Source organism: Manganibacter manganicus (genome assembly GCF_002075885.1).
GTDB classification, from domain to species: Bacteria; Pseudomonadota; Alphaproteobacteria; order Rhizobiales; family Rhizobiaceae; genus Mesorhizobium; species Mesorhizobium manganicum.
In genome coordinates, this window is record NZ_MDET01000023.1 from 46,219 (window position 1) to 72,132 (window position 25,914).

The window sequence follows — 25,914 nt, forward strand, 5'->3', positions numbered from 1 at the left end:
GTCGGCGGTTTCGAAATTCGGCAGCCGCTTACTTGATGCGCGGCAGTTGCTCCCACTGGTGGTAGGGCGGCGGGGATGGAAGCTGCCATTCGAGGGTTGTCGCACCTTCGCCCCATGGGCTGGCGCCGGCAACACGCTTCTTGGCAAAGGCTTCCGCCACACCGAACAGGAAGATCAGGAGGCCGAAAGCCGAGATGTAGGAACCGATGGACGAGATATGGTTCCAGCCGGCGAAGGCGTCCGGATAGTCGATGTAGCGGCGCGGCATGCCGGCAAGCCCGAGGAAATGCTGCGGGAAAAACACCAGATTCACGCCGATGAACGTGACCCAGAAATGGGCGCGCGCGATCACCGAGTTGTACATGTAGCCGCTCATCTTCGGAAACCAGTAATACCAGCCGGCGAAGATCGCGAACACAGAGCCCAGCGACATCACATAGTGGAAGTGAGCGACAACATAATAGGTGTCATGCACGGAACGGTCGAAGCCGGCATTGGCGAGCTGGACGCCGGTCACGCCGCCGATCGTGAACAGGAAGATGAAAGCGATCGCCCAGAGCATCGGCGTGCGCAGCGTGATCGAGCCGCCCCACATGGTGGCGATCCAGGAGAATATCTTAACGCCCGTCGGCACCGCGATCACCATGGTCGCGAACACGAAATAACGCTGCGTGTCGAGCGAAATACCCGTGGTGAACATGTGGTGCGCCCAGACCACGAAGCCGACGACGCCGATGGCGACCATGGCGTAGGCCATGCCGAGATAGCCGAAGACCGGCTTCTTGGAGAAGGTCGAGACGATATGGCTGATGATGCCGAAGCCCGGCAGGATCAGGATGTAAACCTCCGGATGGGCGAAGAACCAGAACAGATGCTGGAACAGGATCGGATCGCCACCGCCCGAAGGCTCGAAGAAGGTGGTGCCGAAATTGCGGTCGGTCAGCAGCATGGTGATGCCGCCGGCCAAAACCGGCAGGGACAACAGAAGCAGGAAGGCCGTGACCAGGACAGACCATGCGAAAAGCGGCATCTTGTGCAGCGTCATGCCCGGCGCACGCATGTTGAAGATGGTGGTGATGAAGTTGATGGCGCCGAGAATGGAAGAGGCACCGGCGATATGCAGCGACAGAATGGCCAGATCCATAGCCGGTCCGGGCTGGCCGGTGGTCGAAAGCGGGGGATAGATCGTCCAGCCGCCGCCCACGCCGTAAGCGCCGGGGGCGCTCGGCACGAACATCGAGATGATGAGCAGGGTGAGCGCAGGCGGGAGCAGCCAGAACGAGATGTTGTTCATGCGCGGGAACGCCATGTCCGGCGCGCCGATCATGATCGGCACCATCCAGTTGCCGAAGCCGCCGATCAGCGCCGGCATCACCATGAAGAAGATCATGATCATGCCATGGGCGGAGGTGAAGGCATTGTACATGCTCCGTCCGCCGGCCTCGGCCGCGCCGGGATCCATGCCATAGACCATCTGCGCGAGACCGGTGAATATCTGGACGCCCGGCTCGGAGAGTTCCATGCGCATCATCACCGACAGGAAGCCGCCGATACAGCCCGCAATGATCGCAAAGATCAGATAGAGCGTACCAATATCCTTGTGGTTGGTCGAATAGACCCACCGGACCCAGCCCCTATAAGGCGCCCGGTGTTCACTATGAACTGCAGCCTCTGCCATGTTCCGCTCCGTTCCCTGATACTTACTGGCCGCGGCATCAATTGCCGGCAGCCGCTACCTTGTTCGAATTGGGCTTGTCCACCTCAGCCATCAGAGCCTTGTCGGCAGCATCCACATCTGTCTTGGCGGCAGCGAACCACTTATCGTATTGCTGCTGCGAGACGACACGGATGGCGATCGGCATGAAGGCATGGTCCTGCCCGCACAGTTCGGAGCACTGACCGTAGAAAATGCCCTCCTTCTGCGCATTGAACCAGGTCTCGTTCGTCCGCCCTGGAACCGCATCCACCTTGATGCCGAAGGACGGCATGGCGAAGGCATGAATCACATCGGTCGCCGTGACCAGGACACGAACCATCGTGTTCACCGGCACGACCATTTCATGGTCGACAGCCAGCAGGCGTGGATAAAGGGCGCGGTCTTCCTTGCCGGCGTCCGCACGATCCTCATCGTGAAGCACCGCCGAATTGAAGGAAAGCGGCTCCGCAGTATCAGCGGTCTGGTATTCGTAATCCCAGTTCCACTGGTTCGCGGAGGCCTTGACGGTGATCTTGGCTTCCTCCTCGGGCGTATATTGCGCCGTCAACAGTTGGAACGACGGCACCGCGATGAACAGCAATATCAGAACCGGGCCGACAGTCCAGATCACCTCGATCAGCGTATTGTGGCTGGTGCGGGAGGCGGTCGGATTGACGCTCGCCCGAAACTTGATGATGCAATAGACCAAAAGCGCGAACACCAGTAGCACGATCGGACCGATGAACCAAAGCGTATAGTGCTCGAACCAGGTGATCTGGTGCATGATACCGGTAGCGGCCGGCTGGAAATTCATTTCCCACTCGACCGGCTGGGCCGCATAAGCGGAGGCGCTCGTCGCCAAGACGGAGATCGCCCCAAGGCCCGCAAGGAATTTTCTCATCGCCCTCTTCATCTCCCTGTCCCCCCGCAGCCCTGCCGCAGGAATAGCTATAAATGCCAGGGACGGGAATCCCCGGCACTCCAAGTTCGGTTCAAACCATACTCCTTTCCCAACCGCAAGGAAGGAGCCGCAGAAGTCGTGCGGCATTTTTGCGCGCGCCCCATGGCCACAGCCTGCTCCTTGCAGTGCAATTACAGGCTTCAACCGCTCTTTAGCCGGGCGCCAGTCGGCAAAGATCGTGCCAACGCCAAAAAAACAGCTTGAAAACCGCATTCTTGCCGTACTCGCAACCGAATGAGCGCGCACGCGTCCTTTCACTTGAGCCTGGCGCGGCTTAAAGTGCCGTGATTCGACAATGGAGCCATTATGAACGCCTGGCTTTGGAAAAACTGGGGAGTGGCCGCCTTCTTCGCTGTCTTGAGCGTCGGCGTCCTGTCGTGGACCGTCGCAGCCGACGCCGCGCAGCCGAGCGGTACGGTGAAGTCGAAGCATGGCGCATGGTCGATCATCTGCGACACGCCAGCGGGCGCGACCTCCGAACAATGCGTGATGATGCAGAACGTCGTGGCCTCCGACCGCCCCGAAATGGGGCTTTCGGTCGTCGTGCTGCGCACCGCCGACAACAAGGCTGAAATCCTGCGCGTGCTGGCGCCGCTGGGCGTGCTGTTGCCAAACGGTCTTGGCCTCAATGTCGATGGCAAGGATATCGGTCGCGCTTATTTCGTGCGCTGTTTCCAGGACGGTTGCTACGCCGAAGTTATCCTCGAAAAACAACTGCTCGATACGCTCAAATCCGGCAAATCCGCCACCTTCATCGTCTTCCAGACCCCGGAGGAAGGCATTGGAATCCCGGTCGACCTGACCGGCTTTGCCGACGGTTTCGCGGCACTTCCCTGATCCGGTCGCCGGCCCGCAGCCTGCTCTTGGCCTTGATCGTGGCATTGCCTAAGCGCGCGCCGGTGCCTAAATCGGAGAAAACCGCCTCCGGAAAGGACCCCTGCGCATGACCAGCCTCATTGGCCAGTTCGATATTTCCGAAGACCGCATCAAGCGGCTCGTCGCGGATACGGTCGAGGGCGCGGACGACGGCGAGCTTTTTCTTGAATATCGCGAGAGCGAGTCGCTGATGTTCGACAATGGCCGGTTGAAAACCGCCAATTTCAATACCGACCAGGGCTTTGGGCTGCGCGCGGTGGCCGGCGAGGCCACGGGCTATGCGCATTCGAGCGAATTGTCGGAGGCATCGCTGCTGCGCGCCGCCGATGCCGTTTCGGCCGTCAAGGGCGGCTATTCGGGCACGCTGGCGGCGGCTCCCGCCCGCACCAATCGTCATCTTTACGGTGACGAGAACCCGATCCCCTCGCCCGGCTTCGAGGCCAAAGCGAAACTGTTGCAGGAAATCGACGCATGGCTGCGCGACAAGGACCCGCGCGTGCGGCAGGTCACCGCCTCGCTCGCCTCTTCGTGGCAGCATGTCGAAATCCTGCGCGGCGACGGCGAAGTGGTGCGCGACATCCGCCCGCTGGTGCGAATCAATGTCTCGGTGGTCGTCGGCGACGGCGAGCGGCAGGAAAGCGGCTCCCACGGCATGGGCGGGCGCGCCGGGTTCGGCGAATTTCTCGTGGAGGACAGTTGGAAACATGCCGCCGACGAGGCGCTGCGGCAGGCGCTGGTCAACCTCGACGCCAAGCCCGCTCCGGCAGGTACATTCGACATCGTGCTTTCGAGCGGCTGGCCGGGCGTCATGCTGCACGAGGCTGTCGGTCACGGGCTGGAAGGCGATTTCAACCGCAAGAAGACGTCGGCCTTTGCCGGCCTGATGGGGCAGCAGGTGGCCGCCAAAGGCGTCACGGTGGTCGATGACGGCACGATTGCCGAGCGGCGCGGTTCGCTGACCGTGGACGACGAAGGTACGCCTTCGGGCCGCAACGTGCTGATCGAGGACGGCAAACTGGTCGGCTATATGCAGGACCGCCAGAACGCGCGGCTGATGGGCATGAAGGCAACCGGCAACGGCCGGCGCGAATCCTACGCGCACCAGCCAATGCCGCGCATGACCAACACCTACATGACCGGCGGCGACATGGAGCCGCAGGAGATCATCGCCTCGGTCAAGAAGGGCATCTATGCCGTGTCCTTCGGCGGCGGCCAGGTGGACATCACCAGCGGCAAGTTCGTGTTCGGCTGCACCGAGGCCTATATGATCGAGGACGGCAAGGTGACACAGCCGATCAAGGGCGCGATGCTGATCGGCAACGGCCCGGACGCGATGCACCGGGTGACAATGGTCGGCAACGACATGAAACTCGACACCGGCATCGGTATGTGCGGCAAGGGCGGCCAGAGCGTGCCGGTCGGCGTCGGGCAGCCGCATCTCAGAATGAACCAGATGACGGTAGGCGGCACGCAGGTGTGAGCCTAGAGCGGTTCATAATTTAACGGGATCGTTGAACCCCTCTATCTGCTTGTTTTAGCCGCATTTCCGAACGCAAAACCGCTCACACTTTTGCTGGAAATGCTCCAGAGCGCCGTGCGTTCAATTGAACGCACAAAGGACGCTCTGACGCTTTGATGGAGCATCGGAATAACCCGAAAACCGGTAACCACTTTTCGGTCCGATGCGCTAGCCGATTACAGCCAGGAAGCCGGCGTCATCGGCAGACGGTGTTCAGGGTCGATCACCGTCAGGCGCGGTGCTGTCGCGTCGTTCCAGCACCATAGCGCCACGCAGGTGCCGCCGGGCGACATGACCGACGGATAGACAACCCCATGCCGGCCTTGTGCAAGAAGGCGCTCCGCCAATTCATGCGTTTGCGGCACTACGCCACGGTCCATGGCGTCGCGCCACTGGCAACGGTGGATTTCTTCATCAATGCCCAGTTCTTCAAGCGCCGCGCCATCCGTCAGATCCACCAGGTCGGCTCCGGATAGTTCAAATTGCGCGATCAGCGCGGGGTGCTGCACAAAGCCCTGATTGTATTCGGCCCAAGCGGTGGAAAGTTCCCGCGCGGCATAGATGGCCGGCTGGCCGACCGGGTTCCAGCGGCCGCCGAAACGAGCCGCCCCCTCACCTGACAGCGGCAGATATGCCCAGCGCGGCACGAAAGCGCGCCAGAGCGTGAGCGCTTGCTGTTCAGGCATAGACGCCGGAGCGCACGGCCTCCAGATAGGCAAGCACCTTGTCGGCCTTGCCTTCGTGGACGAGATCATAGGCGGTCTTGCCGGCCCAGCCGGGGATAGGCTGGTGCTTGAACCAGATCGCCGCGCGCTGCTCGTCGCCCGCCATCTCGCCGGCCATGGAAAGGATTCGCACGACTGGGCTCAGCGCCGCATCGACCTTGCGCGCACCGGATTTGGCGACCAGCGTGTTGCGAGCAACGCCGACCAGCCCAGCCAGTTCGGACAGCGTGACGCCGAGCAATTCGGCCACGCGCCGCGCCGACAGGAATGGAGCACGCTCCTCACCGAAACGAGAGGCAGGTATTTCAAGGATCGCGAAGGTCATTCGATCATCTCCCTTGCACGTTTTGACACCTTTCGATCAAAATAGGGTCAAAATACGCGCAATTCAAGAGCAGGAAGGAAATCGGAAACGGCGACCCGATGCAAGAGCGCCACTTACCGCCGCTTGCGTGGCTTCTCCAGCAGGGCCACCGCCTCGACATGGGCGGACCACAGGAACTGGTCGAGCGGCGTGACGCTTTTCAGGCGATAGCTGCCGGCAAGCAGGATCGCCAGATCGCGCGCCAGCGTGACGGGATTGCACGAGACGGCGGCAACGAAAGGCACATCAGATTTCGCAATCTGCTTGGCCTGGTCTTCCGCGCCGGCGCGCGGCGGATCGAACACCACGCCGTCGAAGGCGGCAAGCTCCTTGAATGTCAGTGGGCGGCGGAACAGGTCGCGCTTTTCCACCGTGAGCTTTTTCAGGCCGGTGGCATAGCGAAAGCCGCGATCGAGCGCGGCAAGGGCAGCCGCATCGCTTTCGACAGCATGGACCTCGGCCCCGGCAGCCAGACGAAGCGCGAAGCTGCCGCAACCTGAAAACAGGTCGGCGACACGCTTGGCTCGTGAAAAATGCTGTCCGACCAAATCGGCCATGATCTGCTCGGCTTCCGCGGTTGCCTGAAGGAAAACGCCGGGCGGCGGCGCGACCGGCACGTCGCCGAACATCACCACCGGCTTTTTCGGCTCCACCACGATCTCGCCATCGACCGAGAGCCGGGCAAAGCCTTCGCGAATCGCAAGATCGGCGGCGGCGCGGCGCTGCTTGTCCTCCATGCGGCCCGAGCCCTGCGCGGCCACGTCCAGCCCCGAAGCCGTGGCCGTGACGGCCAGATGGAACGGGCCGCGCGTGGCACAGATCGCGCCCGCAATCGCCCGCAGCCGGCCAAATGCCGATACGATCTCCGGCACCGTCACCGGGCATTCTTCCAGCGGAATGATTTCGGCCGACAAATGGCGGTTGAAGCCAAGCAGCATGCCGGCCTCGGTTCTGCGCGCGGTGAAGGTCGCGCGCCGCCGGCTGTGCGGCCGGCAGGGGACGATCTCGCCGACCTCGCAGGCAATGCCCTTCGATTTCAACGCATGCACGACGCGCTCGCGTTTCCACTGGCGATAGGCCTCCGGCTGCATGTGCTGAAGCGCACAGCCGCCGCATTCGGTAAAATGCCGGCAGGCCGGCTCGACCCGAAGCGCAGAGGCTTCCAGAACGGCGATCAAAGCGGCGCGATCCTTCTGCCTTGCGGCGGTGACGGTCTCGCCCGGCAGCGTGAAGGAGACGAACACCTCCCTGCCCTCGTCGGAGGCGATGCCGTCGCCCTGCGCGCCGAGCCTTTGGATCGAGAAGCGTGAATTCATCTGTCTTTCACTCCGCCCAGCAGGAATTCGCGATTGCCGTCGCCGCCTTCGATGGGCGAGGCATGCAGGCCGGCGGCACGCCAGCCCGGCAAGGCATCGAGCCACTGGCGAAGCTCTTCGGCAACCCTGTCGGCCTCGACCGGATCGCGCAACAGGCCTCCCTTGCCGATAGCCTCGCGTCCCGCCTCGAACTGCGGCTTGACCAGAAGCACCGCCTTTGCACCCGCTGCGGCCAGCGCAAGAGCCGGCGGCAGCGCCAGTTTCAGCGAGATGAAGGAAACGTCGCTGACGATGAAATCCGGAATGCGGCCGTCAAGATCGGCGGCGGACAGGTCGCGCGCATTCAACCCCTCCATCGCCGTCACGCGCGGATCGCCGGCGATGCCCGGATGCAACTGGCCATGACCGACATCGAGCGCGGCGACATGCACGGCGCCGCGCTCCAGCAACACCTGCGTGAAGCCGCCTGTCGAGGCACCGATGTCGAGGGCTTCGCAACCGATGGGATCGAAGCCGAATCGGTCGAGCCCGGAAATCAGCTTCAGCGCCGCGCGCGAGACATAGCCCCGCGCCGGATCGTCAACGACAACCGCTGCGCCTGCCCGCACAGCCTGGCCGGGCTTGAGGATGACCGCGCCCTCTACCATTACCGTGCCGCGCCTGACCGCATCGGCGGCGCGCGAGCGGCTGGAAAACAGGCCGCGCGCAACGAGCAGATCGTCGAGACGCTGGCGGTCGCTGGCTGTCTGGTCGGGCTTCATCGCCCTTCATTGACGAAAGCCGCGCTTGAAGGCAACGCCTCAATGCGCCTTGCCATCCCGATTGTCGTCTTCGGCCATCGAGGTTTGCACCAGAACGACAAAGCGCGGCTTCTGGTCGAAGGCAAAGCCACCGCGAATATCGCCAATCTTCCCGGCAACGATTTCGGCCGCGGCCTTTTCCAGTGCATGATCGTAACGGGGCGTGTCAGTGCCGGCCACAGCCACGCCGATCGGCATGGCGACCAGCGCCAGCACGACATTCAAAAGCATTCTCATTTTTACCCCCTGCCTGACCTTTCATAGCGCAGGGACGTTGAGAAAGGGCCAAGGGAGACGGTAAGCGAATGGCAAAGTAGGAGCGTAAACAGAATGTTAGACGCTCCTCCGGTCAAAACGATTCCGGAAGTTCAGATTCCGATTCAAGGCGCCGAGGCGTTGGATCAGGCGCGGTGCTCGACATCCATGCCGCGCCCGAGCGCCGCGAAGACCGTGCGCACGATGCCGTGCGCATCGAGACCGGCGGCGGCAAGCATCTTTTCCGGCTTGCCGTGGTCGGTGAACTGGTCGGGCAGCACCAGCGGGCGCACCCTCAGGCCGCTTTCCAGCAACCCCTCATGGGCAAGGAAATGCAGCACTTGGGCAGCAAAGCCGCCAATGGCGCCTTCTTCGACCGTGATCAGCACTTCATGCTCGCGCGCGAGACGCCGCAGCAAATCCTCGTCCAGCGGCTTGGCGAAGCGCGCATCGGCGACCGTAGTTGAAAGACCCGCCGCACCCAGTTCCTCCGCCGCCAGCAGGCAATCGGCCAGCCGCGTGCCGAAGGACAGCAGCGCGATCTTGGTGCCCTCCTTCACGATGCGGCCCTTGCCGATGGCCAGCGGCGAGCCGCGCTCCGGCAGATCGATGCCGACGCCATTGCCGCGCGGATAGCGGAAGGAGATCGGCCCCTCGTCATATTCGGCCGCCGTGCGCACCATATGGCGCAGTTCCGCCTCGTCGCTCGCCGCCATGACCACGAAGCCCGGCAGCGAGGCCAGGAAGGTGGTGTCGAAGGCACCGCAATGCGTCGCGCCATCGGCACCGACATAGCCGGCGCGGTCGATCGGAAAACGGACCGGCAGCTTCTGCAGCGCCACGTCGTGCACGACCTGATCGTAGGCGCGTTGCAAAAAGGTGGAATAGATCGCGGCGAAGGGCTTATAGCCCTCGCTCGCCAGACCGGCGGCGAAGGTGACGCCATGCTGCTCGGCAATGCCGACATCGAAGGTGCGCGTCGGAAAAACCTCGCCGAACAGGTCGAGCCCGGTTCCGGACGGCATGGCGGCGGTCACGGCAACGATCCTGTCGTCCTCCGCCGCCTCGCGGATCAGGCTTTCTGCGAAGACGTTGGTGTAACTCGGTGCATTCGCAGGGGCCTTTGCCTGTGCGCCGGTGATGACATCGAACCGGCTGACGCCGTGATATTTGTCCGATGCCGCTTCGGCCGGGGCGTAGCCCTTGCCCTTCTGCGTCACCACATGGATCAGCACCGGGCCGCGTCCATTGTCGCGCACATTCCTCAGCACCGGCACCAGATGCTCCAGATTGTGCCCGTCGATGGGGCCGATATGGTAAAAGCCCATCTCCTCGAACAGCGTGCCGCCGGTGACGTAGCCGCGCGCATGTTCCACCGCGCGGGTGATCGCGCGATCGACGCGACGGCCGAGATAAGACGTCAGCTTCTTACCGACATCGCGCAGGCCCTGATAGGTGCGCCCCGATGCCAGTCGCGCCAGATAGGCGCTCATGGCCCCGGTGGGCGGGGCGATCGACATATCGTTGTCGTTCAAGATCACGATCAGGCGCGCGTCCAGCGCACCCGCATTGTTCAGCGCCTCATAGGCCATGCCGGCCGAAAGCGCGCCATCGCCGATCACGGCGATGACGTTGTTTTTACCGCCACCAAGGTCGCGCGCCACCGCCATGCCGAGGCCGGCGGAAATGGAGGTGGATGAATGTGCGGCGCCGAACGGATCGTATTCGCTCTCGTCGCGCTTGGTGAAGCCGGAAAGGCCGCCTTCCTGCCGCAGCGTGCGGATGCGGTCGCGCCGCCCGGTGAGAATCTTATGCGGGTAGGCCTGATGACCGACATCCCAGATGATGCGGTCGGCGGGCGTGTCGAAGACGTAATGCAGGGCAACCGTCAGTTCGACCACGCCCAGACCCGCACCGAGATGACCGCCGGTCTGCGACACGGCGTCGATCATCTCCGCGCGCAATTCGGAGGCAAGCTGCGGCAGGTCGCGCTCGGCCAGCGTTCGCAGATCGGCAGGAATGACGACCTTGTCGAGGAGCGGCGTATTGGGCTTCGCATTCATGGCGCCAACCTGATCGGGCTTCTGACGAAACCGGGCATAGGCTGTGGGCAAGCGAAAGTAAACGTATCACCGCTCAGGCAGCGGAATGAATTCCTCCTCGTCGCCCGGCACGATGTCGAAGCGCCCGGTCTTCCATTCATTCTTGGCCTGCTCGATGCGCTCCTTGGAAGAGGAGACGAAATTCCACCAGATATAGCGCTTCGAGCCAAGCGAAGCGCCGCCGAACAACATGAAATGCGCACCGGTCGCGGAGGAAACGACGATCTCGTCGCCCGGCTTGAACACCAGCAGCCTTGCGGCCGGGAAACTGTCACTGGTAATCGTCACCTCGCCATCTAGCGTATAAATGGCGCGCTCCTCGGCATCGGCCGGAATCCTTATCCGTGCGCCCGGCGTCAGGCGGATATCGGCATAAAGTGTGTCGGACGCCACCTGTACCGGCGAATGCAGGCCGGAAAACGAACCGATGATGATGCGGCCTTTCACGCCTTCCGCATCGATGACCGGCAGTTCGCCCTTGCCTGTATTCTCGAAGATGGGCGCCACCTCCTCCTTGCCGTCCGGCAGCGCCAGCCATGTCTGCAGGCCGGAGATCGACATCGGCGCGCCGCGCGATTCTTCCGGCGTGCGCTCGGAATGGACGATGCCGCGCCCCGCCGTCATCAAATTCACGTCGCCCGGCTCGATCACCATTTCGGTGCCGAGCGAATCGCGATGCCGGATCTTGCCGTCGAACAGATAGGTGACCGTGGAAAGCCCGATATGCGGATGCGGCCGCACATCGAGCCCCTGCCCGGCGCGCAGGATCGCCGGCCCCATCTGGTCGAAGAAGATGAACGGCCCAACCAGTCGCCGCCGCGCCGTCGGCAGCGCGCGACGAACCTGGAATCCGTCAATGTCACGGGCGTTGGGAATGACCATCAGTTCGATCTGGTCGCACGCCGAGGCATTGCCGAGGACGGGATCGTTTCCGGGGAAGAAGGACATTGAATCGGTCTCCTTCGTTATGGCCAGGTAAGAATTCCCACATCATAGCGCGCTAGGTGGCGATCGAATGTCACAAACTGCATGTCCTCCATGATCGCCTGTGCAAGCATGATGCGGTCGAACGGGTCGCCATGCAACAATGGCAATCGCTCAACGAATGCGGCGTGTGCCGGCGTGATGTTTATCAGTAAAAACCCGGCCGTTTCGAAATGCCTGATTGCCTCATGGCCAGAAAAGGGCGGGCTATCGGGACGCCGCAGCCGGTGTTTTATAGCGATCTCCCACACGGCCGCCGCGGAAACGCTAACGGTGTTCTCGGCATCACCGATCCATTCCATAAGATTTGAGGGGATACGCTTGGGCTCGGTGAGCGTCCAGATCGCTACGTGTGTGTCGAGAAGGAGCCTCACTTTTCCTTACCGAGGAACATGGTCTCAATCTCAGCATCCATGGCCTGAAAGGCTTCAAAATCCATTGGCGGGTATTTGCCGGCGAGCAATCCCAGCCGGCGCTTCTTCCTCGGGACAGCAATCGGCACCAGCCTCGCTGCCGGCTTGCCGTTGCGCGCGATGACGATTTCTTCCTCTGCCCCGCTTTCCACCGCTTCCACAAGTTTGGACAGCGACGTCTTGGCCTCATGCATGTTCACCATTCCCATGGTGATCTCCTTAGCTAACTATGGCTAAGTATATGCGGTCGAGCGCGCCAGTTCAACAAGCCCGCGCTATTCCCCGTCGAGCGGCTCCGTCCCCGTCGGCTTGCCGTCACGCGAAAGGCGAATCTTTTCAACCTTATCCTCGGCGGCCTTCAACAAGCGGTCGCAATGCGCCTTCAGCGCCTCTCCGCGCTCGTAGATGCGGATCGACTGATCGAGCGGCACCTCGCCCCGTTCCAGATCCTCGACGATCTTCTCCAGCGCATCCAGCGCCTGCTCGAAGCTCATCGTCTTGATGTCGTCATTGCTTGCGCCGTCCATACCCTATCCCTTCATCAATCGGCCGACATGGGCGGCGACCGAAAACGCCAGCCCGTGCAGGTCGTAGCCGCCTTCGAGCAGGCTGACCAGACGGTTGTCGCAATGGTGCGCGGCGCATTCCATGACCTGCCCGGTCGCCCAGTCGAAATCCGCCTCATCGAGATTGATCTCGGCCAGTGGGTCGCGGCGATGCGCGTCGAAACCGGCCGAAACGATAATGAGATCGGGCCGGAAAGCATCGACAGCCGGAAGCACGCGAGAAGAAAGCGCCTCGCGAAAGATATCGCTGCCGGTATCGGGCGCAAGCGGCGCGTTGACGATGTTGCCGGCACCCATCTCGTTTTTCGCTCCGGTGCCGGGAAAAAGCGGCATCTGATGCGTCGAGCAATAGAGCACGGAGGGGTCGTCCCAAAAGATATCCTGCGTGCCGTTGCCGTGGTGAACGTCCCAGTCGATGATGGCCACGCGTTCGGCACCGTGTTTCTTCTGCGCATGGCGCGCGGCGATGGCCGCATGGTTGAACAGGCAAAAGCCCATCGCCGTGGCCTTCTCGGCGTGGTGGCCGGGCGGACGGGCCGCAATGAAGACATTGTCGGCCGTGCCCAAGAATACGTCGTCCACCGCCGCGTTCGCCGCGCCGATTGCCGTCAGCGTCGCCTGCCAGCTTTTCGGGCTGGCCGTGGTGTCGCCATCGATGCGGACAATGCCGGTTTCGGGAATGGCGGCGCGCACACGCTCCACGAAATCAGCCGGGTGCGCGTAAAGGATCGTCGCCTCATCGCCCAACGGCGCTTCGACCCGATCAACGCCGATAAAGGCTTCCTCGTCCAGCACCCGCTCGATGACGCGCAGCCGGTCCGGCCGCTCGGGATGACCCGGCGGCGTGATGTGCTCCAGAAAAATCGGATGGGTATAGAGACGGGTGGTCATGCCCCGATATAGGCGCGCAGAGGCGATTTGGCCATGCACCGCGCCTCCCGCCCTGCCCTGTTCAACAGAAGATCGGCGGCAGGCTACAGAATTTCGGTCTCGGCGATATGGATGCCGAAGCCCTCCAAGCCGACATAATGGCGTTCGCGCGAGGCGATCAGCTTGATCGAGGAAATCCCGAGGTCTTTCAGAATCTGGGCGCCAAGACCGATCTCGCGCCACTCGTTCTCGCGGCGGCGCGCCTCCTCATGGTCTTCCCGGCCCTCGGCTGCGGGGCGTTGGCGATCCTGATGAGCCACGCCGACCGAGCCCTCGCGCAGATAGACGATCACGCCGCGCTGGCGCTCGCCCATGGTCCGCATCACATCGTCCAGCCTGTGGCGGGTGCCGAACACATCGCCCACCACGTCCTCCGAATGCAGCCGCACCGGCACCTCATGGCCGTCGCGAATATCGCCAAAGACGACAGCGAGATGGTGCATCACGTCCCATGGCAGCGTGTAGGTGAAGGCCTTGGCCTTGCCGCCGGGGGTTTCGATATCCGAACAGGCGACGCGCTCGATCAACGTTTCCTGGCGCTGGCGATAGGCGATCAGGTCCGCGACCGAAACCTGCTTTAGCCCGTGCTCTTTCGCGAAAGCGTCAACCTGCGGGCCGCGCTTGACCGTGCCGTCATCGTTGACGAGTTCGGAGATGACGCCGACCGCCGGCAATCCCGCCAGCTTGCACAGATCGACCGCCGCCTCGGTATGGCCGGAGCGCATCAGCACGCCGCCCTCGCGCGCGATCAGCGGGAAGATATGGCCAGGCCGGACGAAATCCGAGCCGCCGACATTGCCATTGGCAAGGTTGCGCACGGTCAGCGTGCGGTCCTCGGCCGATATGCCGGTGGTGGTGCCGTGCTTGAAATCGACGCTGACGGTAAAGGCGGTGGTGTGGGCCGAATCATTGTCGGCCACCATCGGTGCCAGGTTCAGCCGCTTGGCGTCGGCCCGCGTCATCGGCGTGCAGACGATGCCCGAGGTGTGGCGCACGATGAACGCCATCTTTTCCGGGCTGCAATGGACGGCGGCGACGATCAAATCGCCTTCGTTCTCGCGCCCGTCATCGTCCATGACGACGACGATTTCGCCGCGCTCGAAGGCGCGGATGGCTTCAACGATCTTCTTCTGGTCGTACATGGCTCACTTCGTTCGCGGCAATCGGCATCAGGCAATAGGCAATAGGCAATAGGCAATAAGGGAAGACGGGACGAAGCGAAAGCCATAACCGACTGCCGACTGCCTACTGCCGTCCTTCCCCCACCTGCCCCCTGTGCCGCAGATAATGGTCCGCAATCACGCAGGCAAGCATCGCTTCGCCGATCGGCACGGCGCGGATGCCGACGCATGGATCATGACGTCCCTTGGTGCGAACCTCGACATCCTTGCCGTCCATGTCGATGGACTGGCGCGGCGTGAGGATCGACGAGGTCGGCTTGACGGCGAAACGGGCGACGATCTGCTGGCCGGTGGAAATGCCACCCAATATGCCGCCGGCATGGTTCGACAGGAAAACCGGCCTGCCGTCATTGCCCATGCGCATCTCGTCGGCGTTTTCCTCGCCGGTGATGCGGGCGGCCTCGAAACCGTTGCCGATTTCGACGCCCTTGACCGCATTGATCGACATCAGGCCCGACGCGATGTCCTGATCGAGCTTGGCATAGATCGGCGCGCCGAGGCCAGGCGGCACGCCATCGGCCACCACCTCGATCACCGCGCCGACCGACGATCCGGCCTTGCGGATGGCGTCAAGATAATCGGCGAAGACCGGCACGGAGGCCGGATCGGGCGTGAAGAACGGGTTTTCGGCGTCATCGACGAAATTCCAGTTCCAGTTGGCGCGCTCGATGGCCTTGTCGCCCATGGCAACCAGAGCACCGCGCACGACCATGCCCGGCACGACCTTGCGCGCCAGTGCGCCGGCGGCGACGCGCGCGGCTGTCTCGCGGGCCGAGGAACGGCCGCCGCCGCGATGGTCGCGCAGGCCGTATTTCAACTCATAGGTGTAATCGGCATGGCCGGGGCGATACTGGCGGGCAATCTCGCCATAATCCTTGGATCGCTGATCGACATTTTCGATCAGCATCGAAACCGGCGTGCCGGTGGTGATCATCGTGACGCCGTCGTCATCCAAAATGAATCCGGACAGGATCTTCACCTCGTCGGGCTCGCGGCGCTGGGTGACAAAGCGCGACTGACCGGGGCGGCGGCGATCGAGATCGGCCTGGATTTCGGCGCGGGTGAAGCGAATGCCGGGCGGGCAGCCATCCACCACGCAGCCGAGCGCTGCCCCATGGCTCTCGCCCCAGGTGGTGACACGGAAGAGATGGCCGAAGGTGTTATGCGACATTCCTGATGGCCCTAACGCGGCGGCTGACCGCCGCCTTCTATTGCCGTTTCCCGCAAGGGTCAAACGATGGTACAGCCGATCATCGCTTGTGACTGAGTGGTTTTAGTTTTGACATATTCTTCGAATGGGGTCGCCCCTCGATTATGAATCACGTGCGCCAGGCACAAACCAGTGAGGACGAATATGCGTAGTATTTCGAGGCGTATGCTTGCCGGCGCCGTAGCCGCCCTGCTGTTCACATGTGGAATGGCTTTTGCCGCCCAGACCGAAGGCGTCATCAAGAAAATCGACAAGGACGGCATGACGCTCACCCTCGATGACGGCAAGGCCTACAAGCTGAACGGCGAAATGAATATGGATTCGCTGAAGGTCGGCATGGATATCGTCATCGCCTATGACGTCACCAACGGCGAAAACGTCATCACCGACATGCAATTGCCGGACGACTGAGGACGAGATGGCTTATAGCCATTCCAGGCGGCCGCCGCGCAGTCGCAACACCTTGTCATGCGGGGTTTCAAGGTTCGCGGCCTCGTTGCCGGGCACCTTCTCGATGAGGTGGAACAGGACGCGGATAACGCCGCCATGGGTGACACAAACCGTGTCGCCGGCAAGCTCTTCCAGCCATGGCCTGATGCGCTCACACAGCATCGCATAGCTTTCGGCACCCTCGCCCGGCGGCAAGAAATCCCATTTGTCGAGCGAGCGTTCCTGCGCGGTGCCAGGATGCCGCGCCTCCAGCTCGGCATAGGTGAAACCCTGCCATTCGCCGAAATTCACCTCCACCAGCCGCGGATCGGTGCGGTAGGCCGTGGGGTCGAGCCCCATGGCGGTGCGTGCTAGTTCCATCGTGTCGCGGGTGCGCCGCATCGGGCTTGCGACGAAATCGAACCCCTCCGCCTTGCCGATCAGCGCCGATAGCTTGCGGCCGTTCTCGCTCGCCTGTTGTCGCCCCAGCGCGTTGAGATCGATGTCGGACTGGCCCTGCAACCGGTCCTGTGCGTTCCAGTCGGTCTGGCCATGACGCACGAAATAGGCGAGTGCGGACATTTCCGCTCCTGCTTCCCCTGAATTAAAGGGCTTGTGTGAAGAAAGGCTGGACCGCAGATCAGTCCTTGACGGTGGCGATATCGGGGGCGTCGACGGCCTTCATGCCGACAACATGGTAGCCCGAATCGACGTGATGAACCTCGCCGGTGACACCGCGCGACAGGTCCGACAGGAAGTAGAGCCCGGCATCGCCGACCTCCTCGATGGAGACGCTGCGGCGCAGCGGCGCGTTATATTCGTTCCATTTGAGGATATAGCGGAAATCGCCGATGCCCGACGCGGCCAGCGTCTTGATCGGCCCGGCCGAGATGGCGTTGACGCGGATGTGCTTCGGCCCGAGATCCACCGCCAGGTATTTCACGCTGGCCTCAAGTGCTGCCTTGGCCACGCCCATGACATTGTAGTTCGGCATGACCTTTTCGGCGCCGTAATAGGTCATGGTCAGGATCGAGCCGCCGTCGTTCATCAATTTCTCGGCGCGCTGGGCGATCGCGGTGAAGGAATAGACGGAGATGTCCATGGTGCGCAGGAAATTGCCGTGGCTGGTATCGACATAGCGCCCCGTCAGTTCCTCCTTGTCGGAGAAACCGATGGCGTGCACGACGAAATCGAGCTTGCCCCATTTCTTTTCAATGGCGGCAAAGCAGGCGTCGATGCTCGCCATGTCGGTGACGTCGCAATGGCCGGCGACGAAAGCGCCGATCTCGGCGGCGAGCGGCTCGACGCGCTTCTTCAGCGCATCGCCCTGATAGGTGAAGGCGAGTTCGGCACCCTGATCGGCGCATGCCTTGGCGATGCCCCAGGCGATCGACCGATTGTTGGCGACCCCGAGAACAACGCCGCGCTTGCCTGCCATAAGGCCCTGTTGACCTGCCATGTGACCGCTCTCCAGACATATCAATCGATTTGGAGTGCCTATCGCACAGGCACACACAGCCTTCAAGCGCCCAAACGAACAGCTTAATCCTTGCGCGCGCGCATCAGCGCCTCAAGCTCGCTGTCGCCGCCTTCCGGCAGCATCAGGCGCACATGGACATAGAGATCGCCATGGCCGCCGGCCTTGAGCGGCAGGCCACGGCCTTTCAGGCGCAAAATCTTGTCCGAACTCGACCATGCCGGCACATTGACCGCGACCCGGCCGGTCGGCGTGTCCACCGCGACCTTGGCGCCCAGCACGGCATCGGCAAGCGGAACCGGCTGGTCGGCGTGAAGATCGCGGCCTTCAACCCGATAGCGCGGATCATGCCGCAGGCGAATCTTGACCAGCGCGTCGCCCGGCCCTCCCGGCCCCTGCGCGCCCTGCCCCTTGAGGCGGATCGTCTGGCCGTCCTCGACATAGGCCGGCAGTTTGACAGCGATCTTGTGGCCGTCGGGAAACTGCGCCGTGACCTTGGCCGCGGTGGCGATCTCCTCGATCGTGACATCCAACGTCACGTTGAGATCGGCGCCGGCGGAGGCGCGGCGACGGTCGCCCATGCCGCCTCCGCCGCCGCGCAGGGCGTCGCCGAATATCTGGCTGAAAATATCGCTGTTGCCGTCGAACGGGTCACCGCCCGGACGGCTGGACCTGAACTCGAAGTGAGCGCCACCCGGCCCGCCGCGCTGCTGGCGAAAACCGGCGAAAGGATCGCCGCCGCCGGCGTTCTGGAAGCCCTCGAAGCCCTGAAACCGCTGTTTGCCCTCGCCATCGATCTCGCCACGGTCGAACGCCGCCCTGGTCTTGTCGTCGCCAATGACCTCATAGGCCTGAGTGGCGGCGGCAAAACGGTCCTTCGCCTTGGGATCGTCCGGGTTCTGGTCCGGATGATATTTCTTGGCGAGCTTGCGGTAAGCCGATTTTATGTCCTTGGCCGAAGCGTTTTTGGCTACGCCCAGCACCTCATAAGGGTCGCGCATTGATCCTGCCTGCAAAGCGGGTGAATTCACCACTCCTATATGCGTCGGTATAGGAAGAAATTCCAGTGTTTCCACACGAATGGCCGAAATCAGAGGGGCTTGAACTCGGTAAGCGTCCAAAACCCCTGCGAAACCATACAGGCTTCGCCCTTATACATAGCCACGCCGTCATAACGCTCGCGCGACGTGGAAAACCGCCGGCAGGGCTCGCTGCCGTTGTTGTTCTCGCTCAGGCCGCTGATCGAACCGCGCGACCCGGTCGCGGCGTTCGCCCACACCACCGCCCCGCCGGCCAGCGTCGCGACATCGGCGGAGGACACCGCATCACGGATGGTCGCCTTGTCGGCGACGAGATCGGGCGCAGGCTGATCCGGGCCGGAGGCGATCGACCCGGTGACGATGGAGCGATCCACCTCGGCCTTTTCAAGGCTGAACCCGCCCATGCCGCAACCGCTCAGGGCAAGAGCGGCAATCAACAGCGCGGCCGCAGGCCTGGCAGAAGCGATAATGTGGCTTTGCCGCCTGTCAAAAACCGACGCGGTGAGCGACAATGGCTGATCTCCTGCCAAAAAATGGAACTGAAAAACTTATGAGCGACACGGAGTTAACATCGAGTGACTTCACCGAGCGGGCGGAGCCTTTCAGATTGTTCGCCGAATGGCTGGAGGATGCCGGAAAGAGCGAGCCCAACGACCCGAACGGCGTGGCGCTAGCCACCGTCGACGCAGACGGCCTGCCCGACGTGCGCATGGTGCTGCTGAAGGGTTTCGACGAACGCGGCTTCACCTTCTACACCAATTTCGAAAGCGCCAAGGGCCGCGAGATCCTCGGCAGCATGAAGGCGGCGATGTGCTTTCACTGGAAGTCGCTGCGGCGGCAGGTTCGGGTGCGCGGGCCGGTCGAGATCGTCAGCGACGCCGAGGCCGATGCCTATTACGCCAGCCGACCGCGCGGCAGCCGTATCGGCGCCTGGGCCTCGAAACAGTCCCGGCCGCTGGAAAGCCGTTTCGCGCTGGAAAAAGCCGTTGCCGAATATACGGCGCGCTATGCCATTGGCGAAATTCCACGGCCAAAACACTGGTCGGGCTTGCGCATCATGCCGAGCAGCATCGAGTTCTGGCACGACCGCCCGTTCCGGCTGCACGACCGCGTCGTATTTTCACGCAACAAGGATGGCGGCTGGGACAAGACGCGGCTTTATCCGTAGAGGATGATATGGCCCGCTTTCATGGTGCTGCGTAACGGGTTGCCCTGCGCCGTTCGAGACGGCGGCTCACGCCGCCTCCTCACGATGAGGGAGCTTGGCGCGATACACCCCGCTCTGCCTCCTGAGTTTTATCGAAGGGCGGCCATCTCCCCACAGGGAGGAAGATCAGATGTCGCGGCGGTTTTCGCCAATCGCAAACGTTGCAGAACTGGCGAGATGGGCAAAGCTGCTGATCTCCCTCCTTGTGGGGGAGATGGCCGGCAGGCCAGAGGGGGGTGCTGTCCCGCTGACAGTCATGATTGGCGTGGATGAAAAATCACGACAGTCAATCATTGGCAAAGATATTTCCCTTGCCAATCAGACGCTTGCCCATTCAGCGGTGATTTCTTCGCACTTGCTTTATCCACACCCGCCATCCTTCCCCCATAATCCGTCTCAGCAGCTTGCCAGCGGGAACGGGTGTGCACACTCGAGCATCCAGGCAAGTGTGGCGCCGGGTGTGTTATCCGTAACAGTGAACGGAACCGCCCGGCCCGAACCGGACCTGCGTTGCTCGCGCCCGCAAATGGGCGATGGGCCGGGAAAGGTAAGGGTAGAAACGCCGGCGGCGCATGGCAGAGCGTCACTACTTAAATAACCAGGCGCAATGCCATGCGCCGTCTCCCGACCTTTCCAAAAGAAAGGTCCGTTCTTTGAAATGGCCAGACGGCGAAAGCCGGGCGTGGCAACGGTGAAGTGCGGCTTGGCGCGAAATGACATCTCGTTGAGCCGCCATCTCGCTCAATTGTTTAGCGCATGATCTTATCCGAAAAGTCTGCAACTTTTCGGGATCAGGCTTTATCTTTTCTTGCGCTCCATGAATGCGCGCAGCGCCGCACGTGCCTCGTCGGATTTCAGCCGCTCACGAAAGCGGGCGGTTTCCTCGCCGATGCGGGCGACCACGGCATCGCGTGGGCCACGAATCAGTTCACGCGCCATGCGCAGGGCCTCCTGCGGCTTGGCGGCAATGCGCTCCGCCGCCGCCATAACCGTTTCCTCAAGCGCATCTTCGGCAACGACATCGTAAATCAGGCCCGCAGCCTTGGCGTCGGTCGCCGACAATCCCTCGCCCAGCGCCAGCAGGGCAAACGCCCGCTGTGGCCCGAGCAAGCGCGGCACGATCAGGCTGGAGCCGGCCTCCGGCAGCAGGCCGAGATCGACAAAGGGGGTGAGAAAGACGGTGCGCTGCGTGGCGAAAGTCAGGTCGCAATGCAGGTTGAGCGTCGTGCCGATACCGACGGCGATGCCATCGACCCCGGAAATGACGGGTTTCCGCAATTGCGCCAATGCCAGCAGGAAATCCCAGACCTCTGAACCGCCGTCATCGCCATTGGCGATATCGAGGAAGTCTCCAAGGTCATTGCCGGCCGAGAACGCGCCCGGCACACCGAAAAAGACATGCACGCGCACCGCTTCGTCGGCTTCGCCAGCGGCCAGCGCCACCGACATGGCGGCATACATCGCCCCGGTCAGCGCGTTCTTCTTGTCCGGGCGGTTCATGCGGACGATCTGCGCGGCGCCCCTGCGCTCGACGAGAATGTGATCGGTCACGGCCATCTCTTGGGTTCAATCCGAAGCCAATGCCTTGCCGGCATCGAGCAGGCTGGCCGCACCGTCGATGGCGCGCCCGCGCAGCGCCACCACTTCACTCAGGAGGTTCTCGGCATAGAAGCGACACAGCGCGATCCGGTCCGCATCATTGCCGGCCAGGGCGGATTTGGCCAGGTATGCACCGCCCGCGGCCAGCGAAAACAGCCGAAGATAAGGCGTGGCGCCCGCCAGCACCTCATCGGTTTTCCCGTCGAGGAGCAGTCTCTGCAAATGCCCTGTCACCTCGGTCAGGACATCCAGCGCATCGTCCATCAGATCGCCGGTATGGCCGAAGCCGGGATGATTGGATTCCTGCACCTCGGCGATGATGGCGGCGAGTTCGCCGATGTAATAATGCACATGCTCGCCTTCGCTGAGATCGAGCTTACGCAGCACCAGATCGATGGCCTGAATGCCATTGGTGCCTTCATAGATCGGGGCAATACGGGCATCGCGGTAAAGGGCGGCCGCGCCCGTCTCCTCGATGAAGCCCATGCCGCCATGGACCTGCACGCCGAGCGAAGTCACTTCAACGCCGACATCGGTCGAAAAGGCCTTAGCCAGCGGCGTCAGCAGATCGGCGCGCTCGCGCCAATACCGCGCCTTGTCGCGCTTCGTATGGTGCGCCATGTCGATGGCGTGCGCACAGGCATAGCAGATCGAACGGGCGGCTTGCGTCAGGGCCTTCATGGTCAAGAGATTGCGCTGAACGTCCGGGTGGTGGACGATCGGCGCCATGCCGTCGCCCGCATAGCTCGATGCCCTGCCCTGACGGCGCTCATTGGCATAGGCCAGCGCCTTCTGGAAGGCGGCCTCGGCCACCGCCACGCCCTGTATGCCGACGGCGAGGCGGGCATTGTTCATCATGGTGAACATGCAGGCCAGCCCCTTGTTCTCCTCGCCGACCAGCCAGCCGACGGCGCCGGGTTCTGCGCCCTCGAAACCGTCGCCATAGACCATGGTGCAGGTGGGCGAGGCATGGATGCCGAGTTTGCGCTCGATGCCGGCGCAGAACACATCGTTGCGGCGGCCGGGGGAGCCATCCTTGTTCAGAAGGAATTTCGGCACCAGGAACAGCGAAATACCACGCGTGCCGGCAGGCGCGTCGGGCAGGCGCGCCAGCACCATATGCACGATGTTGTCGGTGAGATCGTGCTCGCCATAGGTGATGAATATCTTCTGGCCGAAAATACGATAGGTGCCGTCCGGGCCGCGTTCCGCACGGGTACGCAGGGCATTGAGGTCGGAGCCGGCCTGCGGCTCCGTCAGGTTCATCGTCGCCATCCACTCGCCGGAGACGAGCTTGGCCAGATAAGTGTGCTTGAGAGCGGCGGTCGCGTGCTTGTCCAGCGCCTCGATCGCGCCCATGGTGAGTGTCGGGCCGACGCCGAAGGCCATCGAGGCCGAATTCCACATTTCGAGCACGGCGACGGAAAGCATGGTCGGCAGGCCCTGCCCGCCGTAGTGTATCGGGCCGGTCAGCGCGTTCCAGCCACTGTGTGCCCAGCGCCGGTAAAGATCGCGCCAGCCGGCCGGCATGGTGACGACGGCGCCTTCGAGCTTCGCCCCTTCGCCGTCACCGACCTTTGCCAGCGGCGCCAGCTCCTCGCCGGCAAAACGGCCGGCTTCGGCAAGGATCGCCTCGACCACATCGCGGTCGAGATCGCCGAACGTGCCGGCCTCCAGCGCGGCATCGAGGCCGGCGACTTTATTGAGCGTGAAGGCGATGGTTTCGACCGGTGCACGATACATGCCGCTCCTCCCCTTGTGTCAGGGCGAACATCAGGCCGAAAACCGGATTCGATGTCTCAGCCGGATGCTTTAGCTGTCACTATAGCAACTGGCGCCACAATTCCATCAGGACGGTTCGGTGTTGTCCTCTCTTTCGATTGCACGCCAGCCGATATCATGACGATAAAAGCCCTGCGGCCAGTCTATCCTGTCGATCGCATCATAGACCCTGGCCTGCGCCGCGCCCACCGTCGATCCGGCTGCCGTGACATTAAGCACCCGCCCGCCATTGGCGACAAGCGCGCCGGCATTGATGGCGGTGCCCGCATGGAAGATTTCGACGCCCTCGCCCGCCGCCTGGTCGACACCCCTGATGACCGAGCCTTTTTCGGGTGTGCCGGGATAGCCTTTGGCGGCCATCACCACGGTGAGCGCAACGGCATCGCTCCAGCGCGCCGAAACGTGTGCAAGCTGGCCATCGACGGCGGCATTGAGAAGGACGAGCAGATCCTCCTTGAGACGCATCATCAGCACCTGACATTCCGGGTCGCCTAAACGAACATTATATTCGATCAGCTTCGGCCCCTGATCGGTGATCATCAGCCCAGCGAACAGGATGCCGGAAAACGGTGCGCCTTGTTCGGCCATGCCCCGCATCGTGGGCTCGACGATCTCACGCATGGTGCGCTCGGTCAGTTCGTGCGTCATCACCGGGGCCGGTGAATAGGCGCCCATGCCGCCGGTGTTGGGGCCGGTGTCGCCGTCACCGACGCGCTTGTGGTCCTGAGCGGTGCCGAAGGGCAAGGCGGTCCTGCCGTCACACAGGCAAAAGAAACTGACCTCCTCGCCCTCAAGATATTCCTCGACCACGACCTCGGCTCCGGCGCTGCCGAACGAGCCTTCAAAACAGGCTTCGAGCGCGGCCAGCGCCTCGGCCAGCGTCATGGCGACGGTGACGCCCTTGCCGGCCGCCAGCCCGTCGGCCTTGATGACGATTGGCGCGCCCTTTTCCTCGACATAGGCTTTGGCGGCGGAAAGATTGTCGAAGCGGCCAAAGGCGGCGGTCGGAATACCATAACGTGCGCAAAGCTCCTTGGTGAAGCCTTTCGACCCTTCCAGTTGGGCCGCGGCCTTCGTCGGCCCGAGGATGCGGACACCGGCGGCGCGCAAATCGTCTGCGATACCGGCGACCAGTGGCACTTCCGGCCCGACCACGACCAGATCGATATCCTTTTCAGCACAGAAAGCCGCCACCGCGGCATGATCCGCGACATCGAGTTCGACCAGTTCGGCTTCCTTCGCGATACCGGGATTGCCCGGCGCACAATAAAGCCGCGTGAGCATCGGTGAAGCGGCCAGTTTCCAGGCCAGCGCATGCTCGCGGCCACCGGAACCGAGAAGAAGAACGTTCATGAACCGCCCTGACGTGTCTGTGGTTTGGACTCAATTTTCGGCCTCTATAAGAGAATGTCGGCTTTCGTGAAAGTTCCTCAAGGGCAAGAAGCACGGTGGCGCTTGACGCCCGCGCGCCGGCCTGCCACTCCACCGCCATGGAAACCGTTCAGTCAAAAGCCGCACAGGGCCGCGTCGCCGACGCGCCGAGCGGCCATTGGGTCTACCGCATCCTGCCGCGCGCGCTGTGGCCCTATGCGCAGCTTGCGCGATGGGACCGGCCGATCGGCTGGCAATTGCTGTTGTGGCCCTGCTGGTGGTCGGCGGCACTTGCGGCAAGCGCCTTTGCGCGCTCGGCCGATCCGGTGCTTTCGCTGCTGCCGCTGCCTTCGACGCTGGTGCTGTTCCTGATCGGCGCCATCGCCATGCGTGGCGCCGGCTGCACCTATAACGACCTCGTGGACGTCGGGATCGATTCCGAGGTCGAGCGTACCCGCTCGCGCCCGCTGCCTTCCGGGCAAGTCAGCCGCTGGCAGGCATGGGCATTCCTGATCGTGCAGGCGCTGATCGGCCTTGTCGTGCTGTTGCAGTTCAACGGCTTTGCCGTTCCACTCGGGATTTCATCACTTGGGATCGTGGCGATCTACCCATTCATGAAAAGATTCACCGACTGGCCGCAACTGGTTCTGGGTCTTGCCTTTTCATGGGGGGCGCTGATGGGTTGGGCGAACGAGTTCGATGCCGTCGACGGCCCGGCGCTCCTGCTCTATATCGGCTCGATCCTGTGGGTGATTGGCTACGACACGATCTATGCCCATCAGGACAAGGAGGACGACGCCATCGTCGGCGTGCGCTCGACCGCGCGGTATTTCGGCGAAAACACCAAATCCTGGCTGGTCGGCCTCTATGGCGGAGCACTGATCTGCTTCGCCTTCGCCTTCGCCTCCGCACAGGTGCCGCTGGTCTCGCTGGCCGGACTGATTGCCGCCGGCGCCCATATGGCGCGCCAGATCGCCGTTATCAACATCGATGATCCCGATCAGTGCCTGAAGCTGTTCAAATCGAACAATCAGGTCGGCTGGCTGATCTTCCTCGGCCTGATTGGCGGCGCGCTGTGGGTGGCGATGAAGCCCCTGATTTGAGGGCTCGG

Annotated in this window: 27 protein-coding genes; 5 read left to right on the forward strand and 22 right to left on the reverse strand. The window is 62.7% G+C overall.

Going from position 1 to position 25,914, the window contains the following annotated elements; all coding sequences use genetic code 11:
* Window positions 1–28 precede the first annotated feature (28 nt).
* Together ctaD and coxB are read right to left on the reverse strand one after the other, a co-directional pair.
* Window positions 29–1,678, reverse strand: coding sequence for a cytochrome c oxidase subunit I (gene ctaD, locus BFN67_RS14525; RefSeq protein WP_080920282.1), 1,650 nt, complete (start codon window positions 1,676–1,678; stop codon window positions 29–31).
* 37 nt (window positions 1,679–1,715) lie between these two features.
* Complete coding sequence (gene coxB, locus BFN67_RS14530; RefSeq protein ID WP_080920485.1) at window positions 1,716–2,597, reverse strand: cytochrome c oxidase subunit II; 882 nt, start codon at window positions 2,595–2,597, stop codon at window positions 1,716–1,718.
* 366 nt (window positions 2,598–2,963) lie between these two features.
* On the opposite strand from coxB, the gene BFN67_RS14535 reads away from it, so the two are divergent.
* Window positions 2,964–3,494 (forward strand): invasion associated locus B family protein, encoded by a 531-nt coding sequence (locus tag BFN67_RS14535; RefSeq protein WP_080920283.1) that lies wholly within the window; start codon window positions 2,964–2,966, stop codon window positions 3,492–3,494.
* A gap of 106 nt (window positions 3,495–3,600) precedes the next feature.
* On the forward strand, window positions 3,601–5,013 hold the full coding sequence (gene tldD / locus BFN67_RS14540) for a metalloprotease TldD (protein ID WP_080920284.1): 1,413 nt from the start codon (window positions 3,601–3,603) through the stop codon (window positions 5,011–5,013).
* A 215-nt stretch (window positions 5,014–5,228) separates the two neighbouring features.
* Here tldD and BFN67_RS14545 read toward each other — a convergent pair whose 3' ends face one another.
* The 13 genes from BFN67_RS14545 to aroC form a co-directional block, all read right to left on the reverse strand.
* Window positions 5,229–5,738, reverse strand: a complete 510-nt coding sequence (locus BFN67_RS14545; RefSeq protein ID WP_080920285.1) for an RES family NAD+ phosphorylase — start codon at window positions 5,736–5,738, stop codon at window positions 5,229–5,231.
* Entirely contained in the window at window positions 5,731–6,102 is a 372-nt protein-coding gene (locus BFN67_RS14550; RefSeq protein ID WP_080920286.1) for an antitoxin Xre/MbcA/ParS toxin-binding domain-containing protein, read from the reverse strand. Before BFN67_RS14550 ends, BFN67_RS14545 begins: the two co-directional genes overlap by 8 nt.
* A 113-nt stretch (window positions 6,103–6,215) precedes the next feature.
* Window positions 6,216–7,457 carry a class I SAM-dependent RNA methyltransferase gene (locus tag BFN67_RS14555; protein ID WP_080920287.1) on the reverse strand — a complete coding sequence of 414 codons (1,242 nt, stop codon included), beginning with the start codon at window positions 7,455–7,457 and terminating at the stop codon, window positions 6,216–6,218.
* Entirely contained in the window at window positions 7,454–8,218 is a 765-nt protein-coding gene (locus tag BFN67_RS14560) for a TlyA family RNA methyltransferase (RefSeq protein ID WP_080920288.1), read from the reverse strand. Before BFN67_RS14560 ends, BFN67_RS14555 begins: the two co-directional genes overlap by 4 nt.
* A gap of 39 nt (window positions 8,219–8,257) precedes the next feature.
* Window positions 8,258–8,494 (reverse strand): hypothetical protein, encoded by a 237-nt coding sequence (locus BFN67_RS14565; RefSeq protein WP_139789188.1) that lies wholly within the window; start codon window positions 8,492–8,494, stop codon window positions 8,258–8,260.
* A 164-nt stretch (window positions 8,495–8,658) separates the two neighbouring features.
* Window positions 8,659–10,575, reverse strand: coding sequence for a 1-deoxy-D-xylulose-5-phosphate synthase (gene dxs, locus BFN67_RS14570; protein WP_080920290.1), 1,917 nt, complete (start codon window positions 10,573–10,575; stop codon window positions 8,659–8,661).
* Window positions 10,576–10,641: 66 nt separating this feature from the next.
* Entirely contained in the window at window positions 10,642–11,562 is a 921-nt protein-coding gene (locus tag BFN67_RS14575; protein WP_080920291.1) for a pirin family protein, read from the reverse strand.
* Window positions 11,563–11,579: 17 nt separating this feature from the next.
* On the reverse strand, window positions 11,580–11,972 hold the full coding sequence (locus tag BFN67_RS14580; RefSeq protein ID WP_080920292.1) for a type II toxin-antitoxin system VapC family toxin: 393 nt from the start codon (window positions 11,970–11,972) through the stop codon (window positions 11,580–11,582).
* The gene (locus BFN67_RS14585) at window positions 11,969–12,220 is read right to left on the reverse strand and encodes a type II toxin-antitoxin system Phd/YefM family antitoxin (RefSeq protein WP_080920293.1); all 252 of its coding nucleotides are present in this window, start codon (window positions 12,218–12,220) and stop codon (window positions 11,969–11,971) included. Before BFN67_RS14585 ends, BFN67_RS14580 begins: the two co-directional genes overlap by 4 nt.
* A 66-nt stretch (window positions 12,221–12,286) precedes the next feature.
* On the reverse strand, window positions 12,287–12,538 hold the full coding sequence (locus tag BFN67_RS14590) for an exodeoxyribonuclease VII small subunit (RefSeq protein WP_080920294.1): 252 nt from the start codon (window positions 12,536–12,538) through the stop codon (window positions 12,287–12,289).
* A gap of 3 nt (window positions 12,539–12,541) precedes the next feature.
* Window positions 12,542–13,468 carry a histone deacetylase family protein gene (locus BFN67_RS14595; RefSeq protein ID WP_080920295.1) on the reverse strand — a complete coding sequence of 309 codons (927 nt, stop codon included), beginning with the start codon at window positions 13,466–13,468 and terminating at the stop codon, window positions 12,542–12,544.
* An 83-nt stretch (window positions 13,469–13,551) separates the two neighbouring features.
* On the reverse strand, window positions 13,552–14,649 hold the full coding sequence (gene ribB / locus BFN67_RS14600) for a 3,4-dihydroxy-2-butanone-4-phosphate synthase (RefSeq protein WP_080920296.1): 1,098 nt from the start codon (window positions 14,647–14,649) through the stop codon (window positions 13,552–13,554).
* A 103-nt stretch (window positions 14,650–14,752) separates the two neighbouring features.
* On the reverse strand, window positions 14,753–15,859 hold the full coding sequence (aroC, locus tag BFN67_RS14605) for a chorismate synthase (RefSeq protein WP_080920297.1): 1,107 nt from the start codon (window positions 15,857–15,859) through the stop codon (window positions 14,753–14,755).
* A 183-nt stretch (window positions 15,860–16,042) separates the two neighbouring features.
* On the opposite strand from aroC, the gene BFN67_RS14610 reads away from it, so the two are divergent.
* Window positions 16,043–16,309 carry a DUF1344 domain-containing protein gene (locus tag BFN67_RS14610; protein ID WP_080920298.1) on the forward strand — a complete coding sequence of 89 codons (267 nt, stop codon included), beginning with the start codon at window positions 16,043–16,045 and terminating at the stop codon, window positions 16,307–16,309.
* Between the two features lie 12 nt (window positions 16,310–16,321).
* Here the strand turns inward: BFN67_RS14610 and BFN67_RS14615 are convergent, their stop codons facing one another.
* The 4 genes from BFN67_RS14615 to BFN67_RS14630 form a co-directional block, all read right to left on the reverse strand.
* On the reverse strand, window positions 16,322–16,909 hold the full coding sequence (locus BFN67_RS14615; protein ID WP_080920299.1) for a histidine phosphatase family protein: 588 nt from the start codon (window positions 16,907–16,909) through the stop codon (window positions 16,322–16,324).
* A gap of 58 nt (window positions 16,910–16,967) precedes the next feature.
* Window positions 16,968–17,786, reverse strand: coding sequence for an enoyl-ACP reductase FabI (gene fabI / locus BFN67_RS14620; RefSeq protein WP_080920300.1), 819 nt, complete (start codon window positions 17,784–17,786; stop codon window positions 16,968–16,970).
* Window positions 17,787–17,869: 83 nt separating this feature from the next.
* Window positions 17,870–18,805, reverse strand: coding sequence for a DnaJ C-terminal domain-containing protein (locus tag BFN67_RS14625; protein WP_080920301.1), 936 nt, complete (start codon window positions 18,803–18,805; stop codon window positions 17,870–17,872).
* Window positions 18,806–18,894: 89 nt separating this feature from the next.
* Window positions 18,895–19,356, reverse strand: a complete 462-nt coding sequence (locus tag BFN67_RS14630; RefSeq protein WP_080920302.1) for an RT0821/Lpp0805 family surface protein — start codon at window positions 19,354–19,356, stop codon at window positions 18,895–18,897.
* A gap of 38 nt (window positions 19,357–19,394) precedes the next feature.
* Here BFN67_RS14630 and pdxH point away from each other — a divergent pair, with 38 nt between their 5' ends.
* Entirely contained in the window at window positions 19,395–20,012 is a 618-nt protein-coding gene (gene pdxH, locus BFN67_RS14635; RefSeq protein WP_080920486.1) for a pyridoxamine 5'-phosphate oxidase, read from the forward strand.
* An 837-nt stretch (window positions 20,013–20,849) separates the two neighbouring features.
* Here pdxH and BFN67_RS14640 read toward each other — a convergent pair.
* The 3 genes from BFN67_RS14640 to purD all read right to left on the reverse strand — a co-directional run bounded on the left by BFN67_RS14640 (window position 20,850) and on the right by purD (window position 24,785).
* Window positions 20,850–21,602: a crotonase/enoyl-CoA hydratase family protein gene (locus BFN67_RS14640; protein ID WP_080920487.1), complete on the reverse strand. Its 753-nt coding sequence runs from the start codon at window positions 21,600–21,602 to the stop codon at window positions 20,850–20,852.
* A 15-nt stretch (window positions 21,603–21,617) separates the two neighbouring features.
* On the reverse strand, window positions 21,618–23,393 hold the full coding sequence (locus tag BFN67_RS14645) for an acyl-CoA dehydrogenase family protein (protein WP_080920303.1): 1,776 nt from the start codon (window positions 23,391–23,393) through the stop codon (window positions 21,618–21,620).
* Window positions 23,394–23,498: 105 nt separating this feature from the next.
* A complete protein-coding gene (gene purD / locus BFN67_RS14650) occupies window positions 23,499–24,785 on the reverse strand; it encodes a phosphoribosylamine--glycine ligase (protein WP_080920304.1) in 1,287 nt (428 codons plus the stop codon).
* Between the two features lie 137 nt (window positions 24,786–24,922).
* On the opposite strand from purD, the gene ubiA reads away from it, so the two are divergent.
* Window positions 24,923–25,906: a 4-hydroxybenzoate octaprenyltransferase gene (ubiA, locus tag BFN67_RS14655; protein WP_080920305.1), complete on the forward strand. Its 984-nt coding sequence runs from the start codon at window positions 24,923–24,925 to the stop codon at window positions 25,904–25,906.
* The last annotated feature ends 8 nt before the right edge of the window (window positions 25,907–25,914 follow it).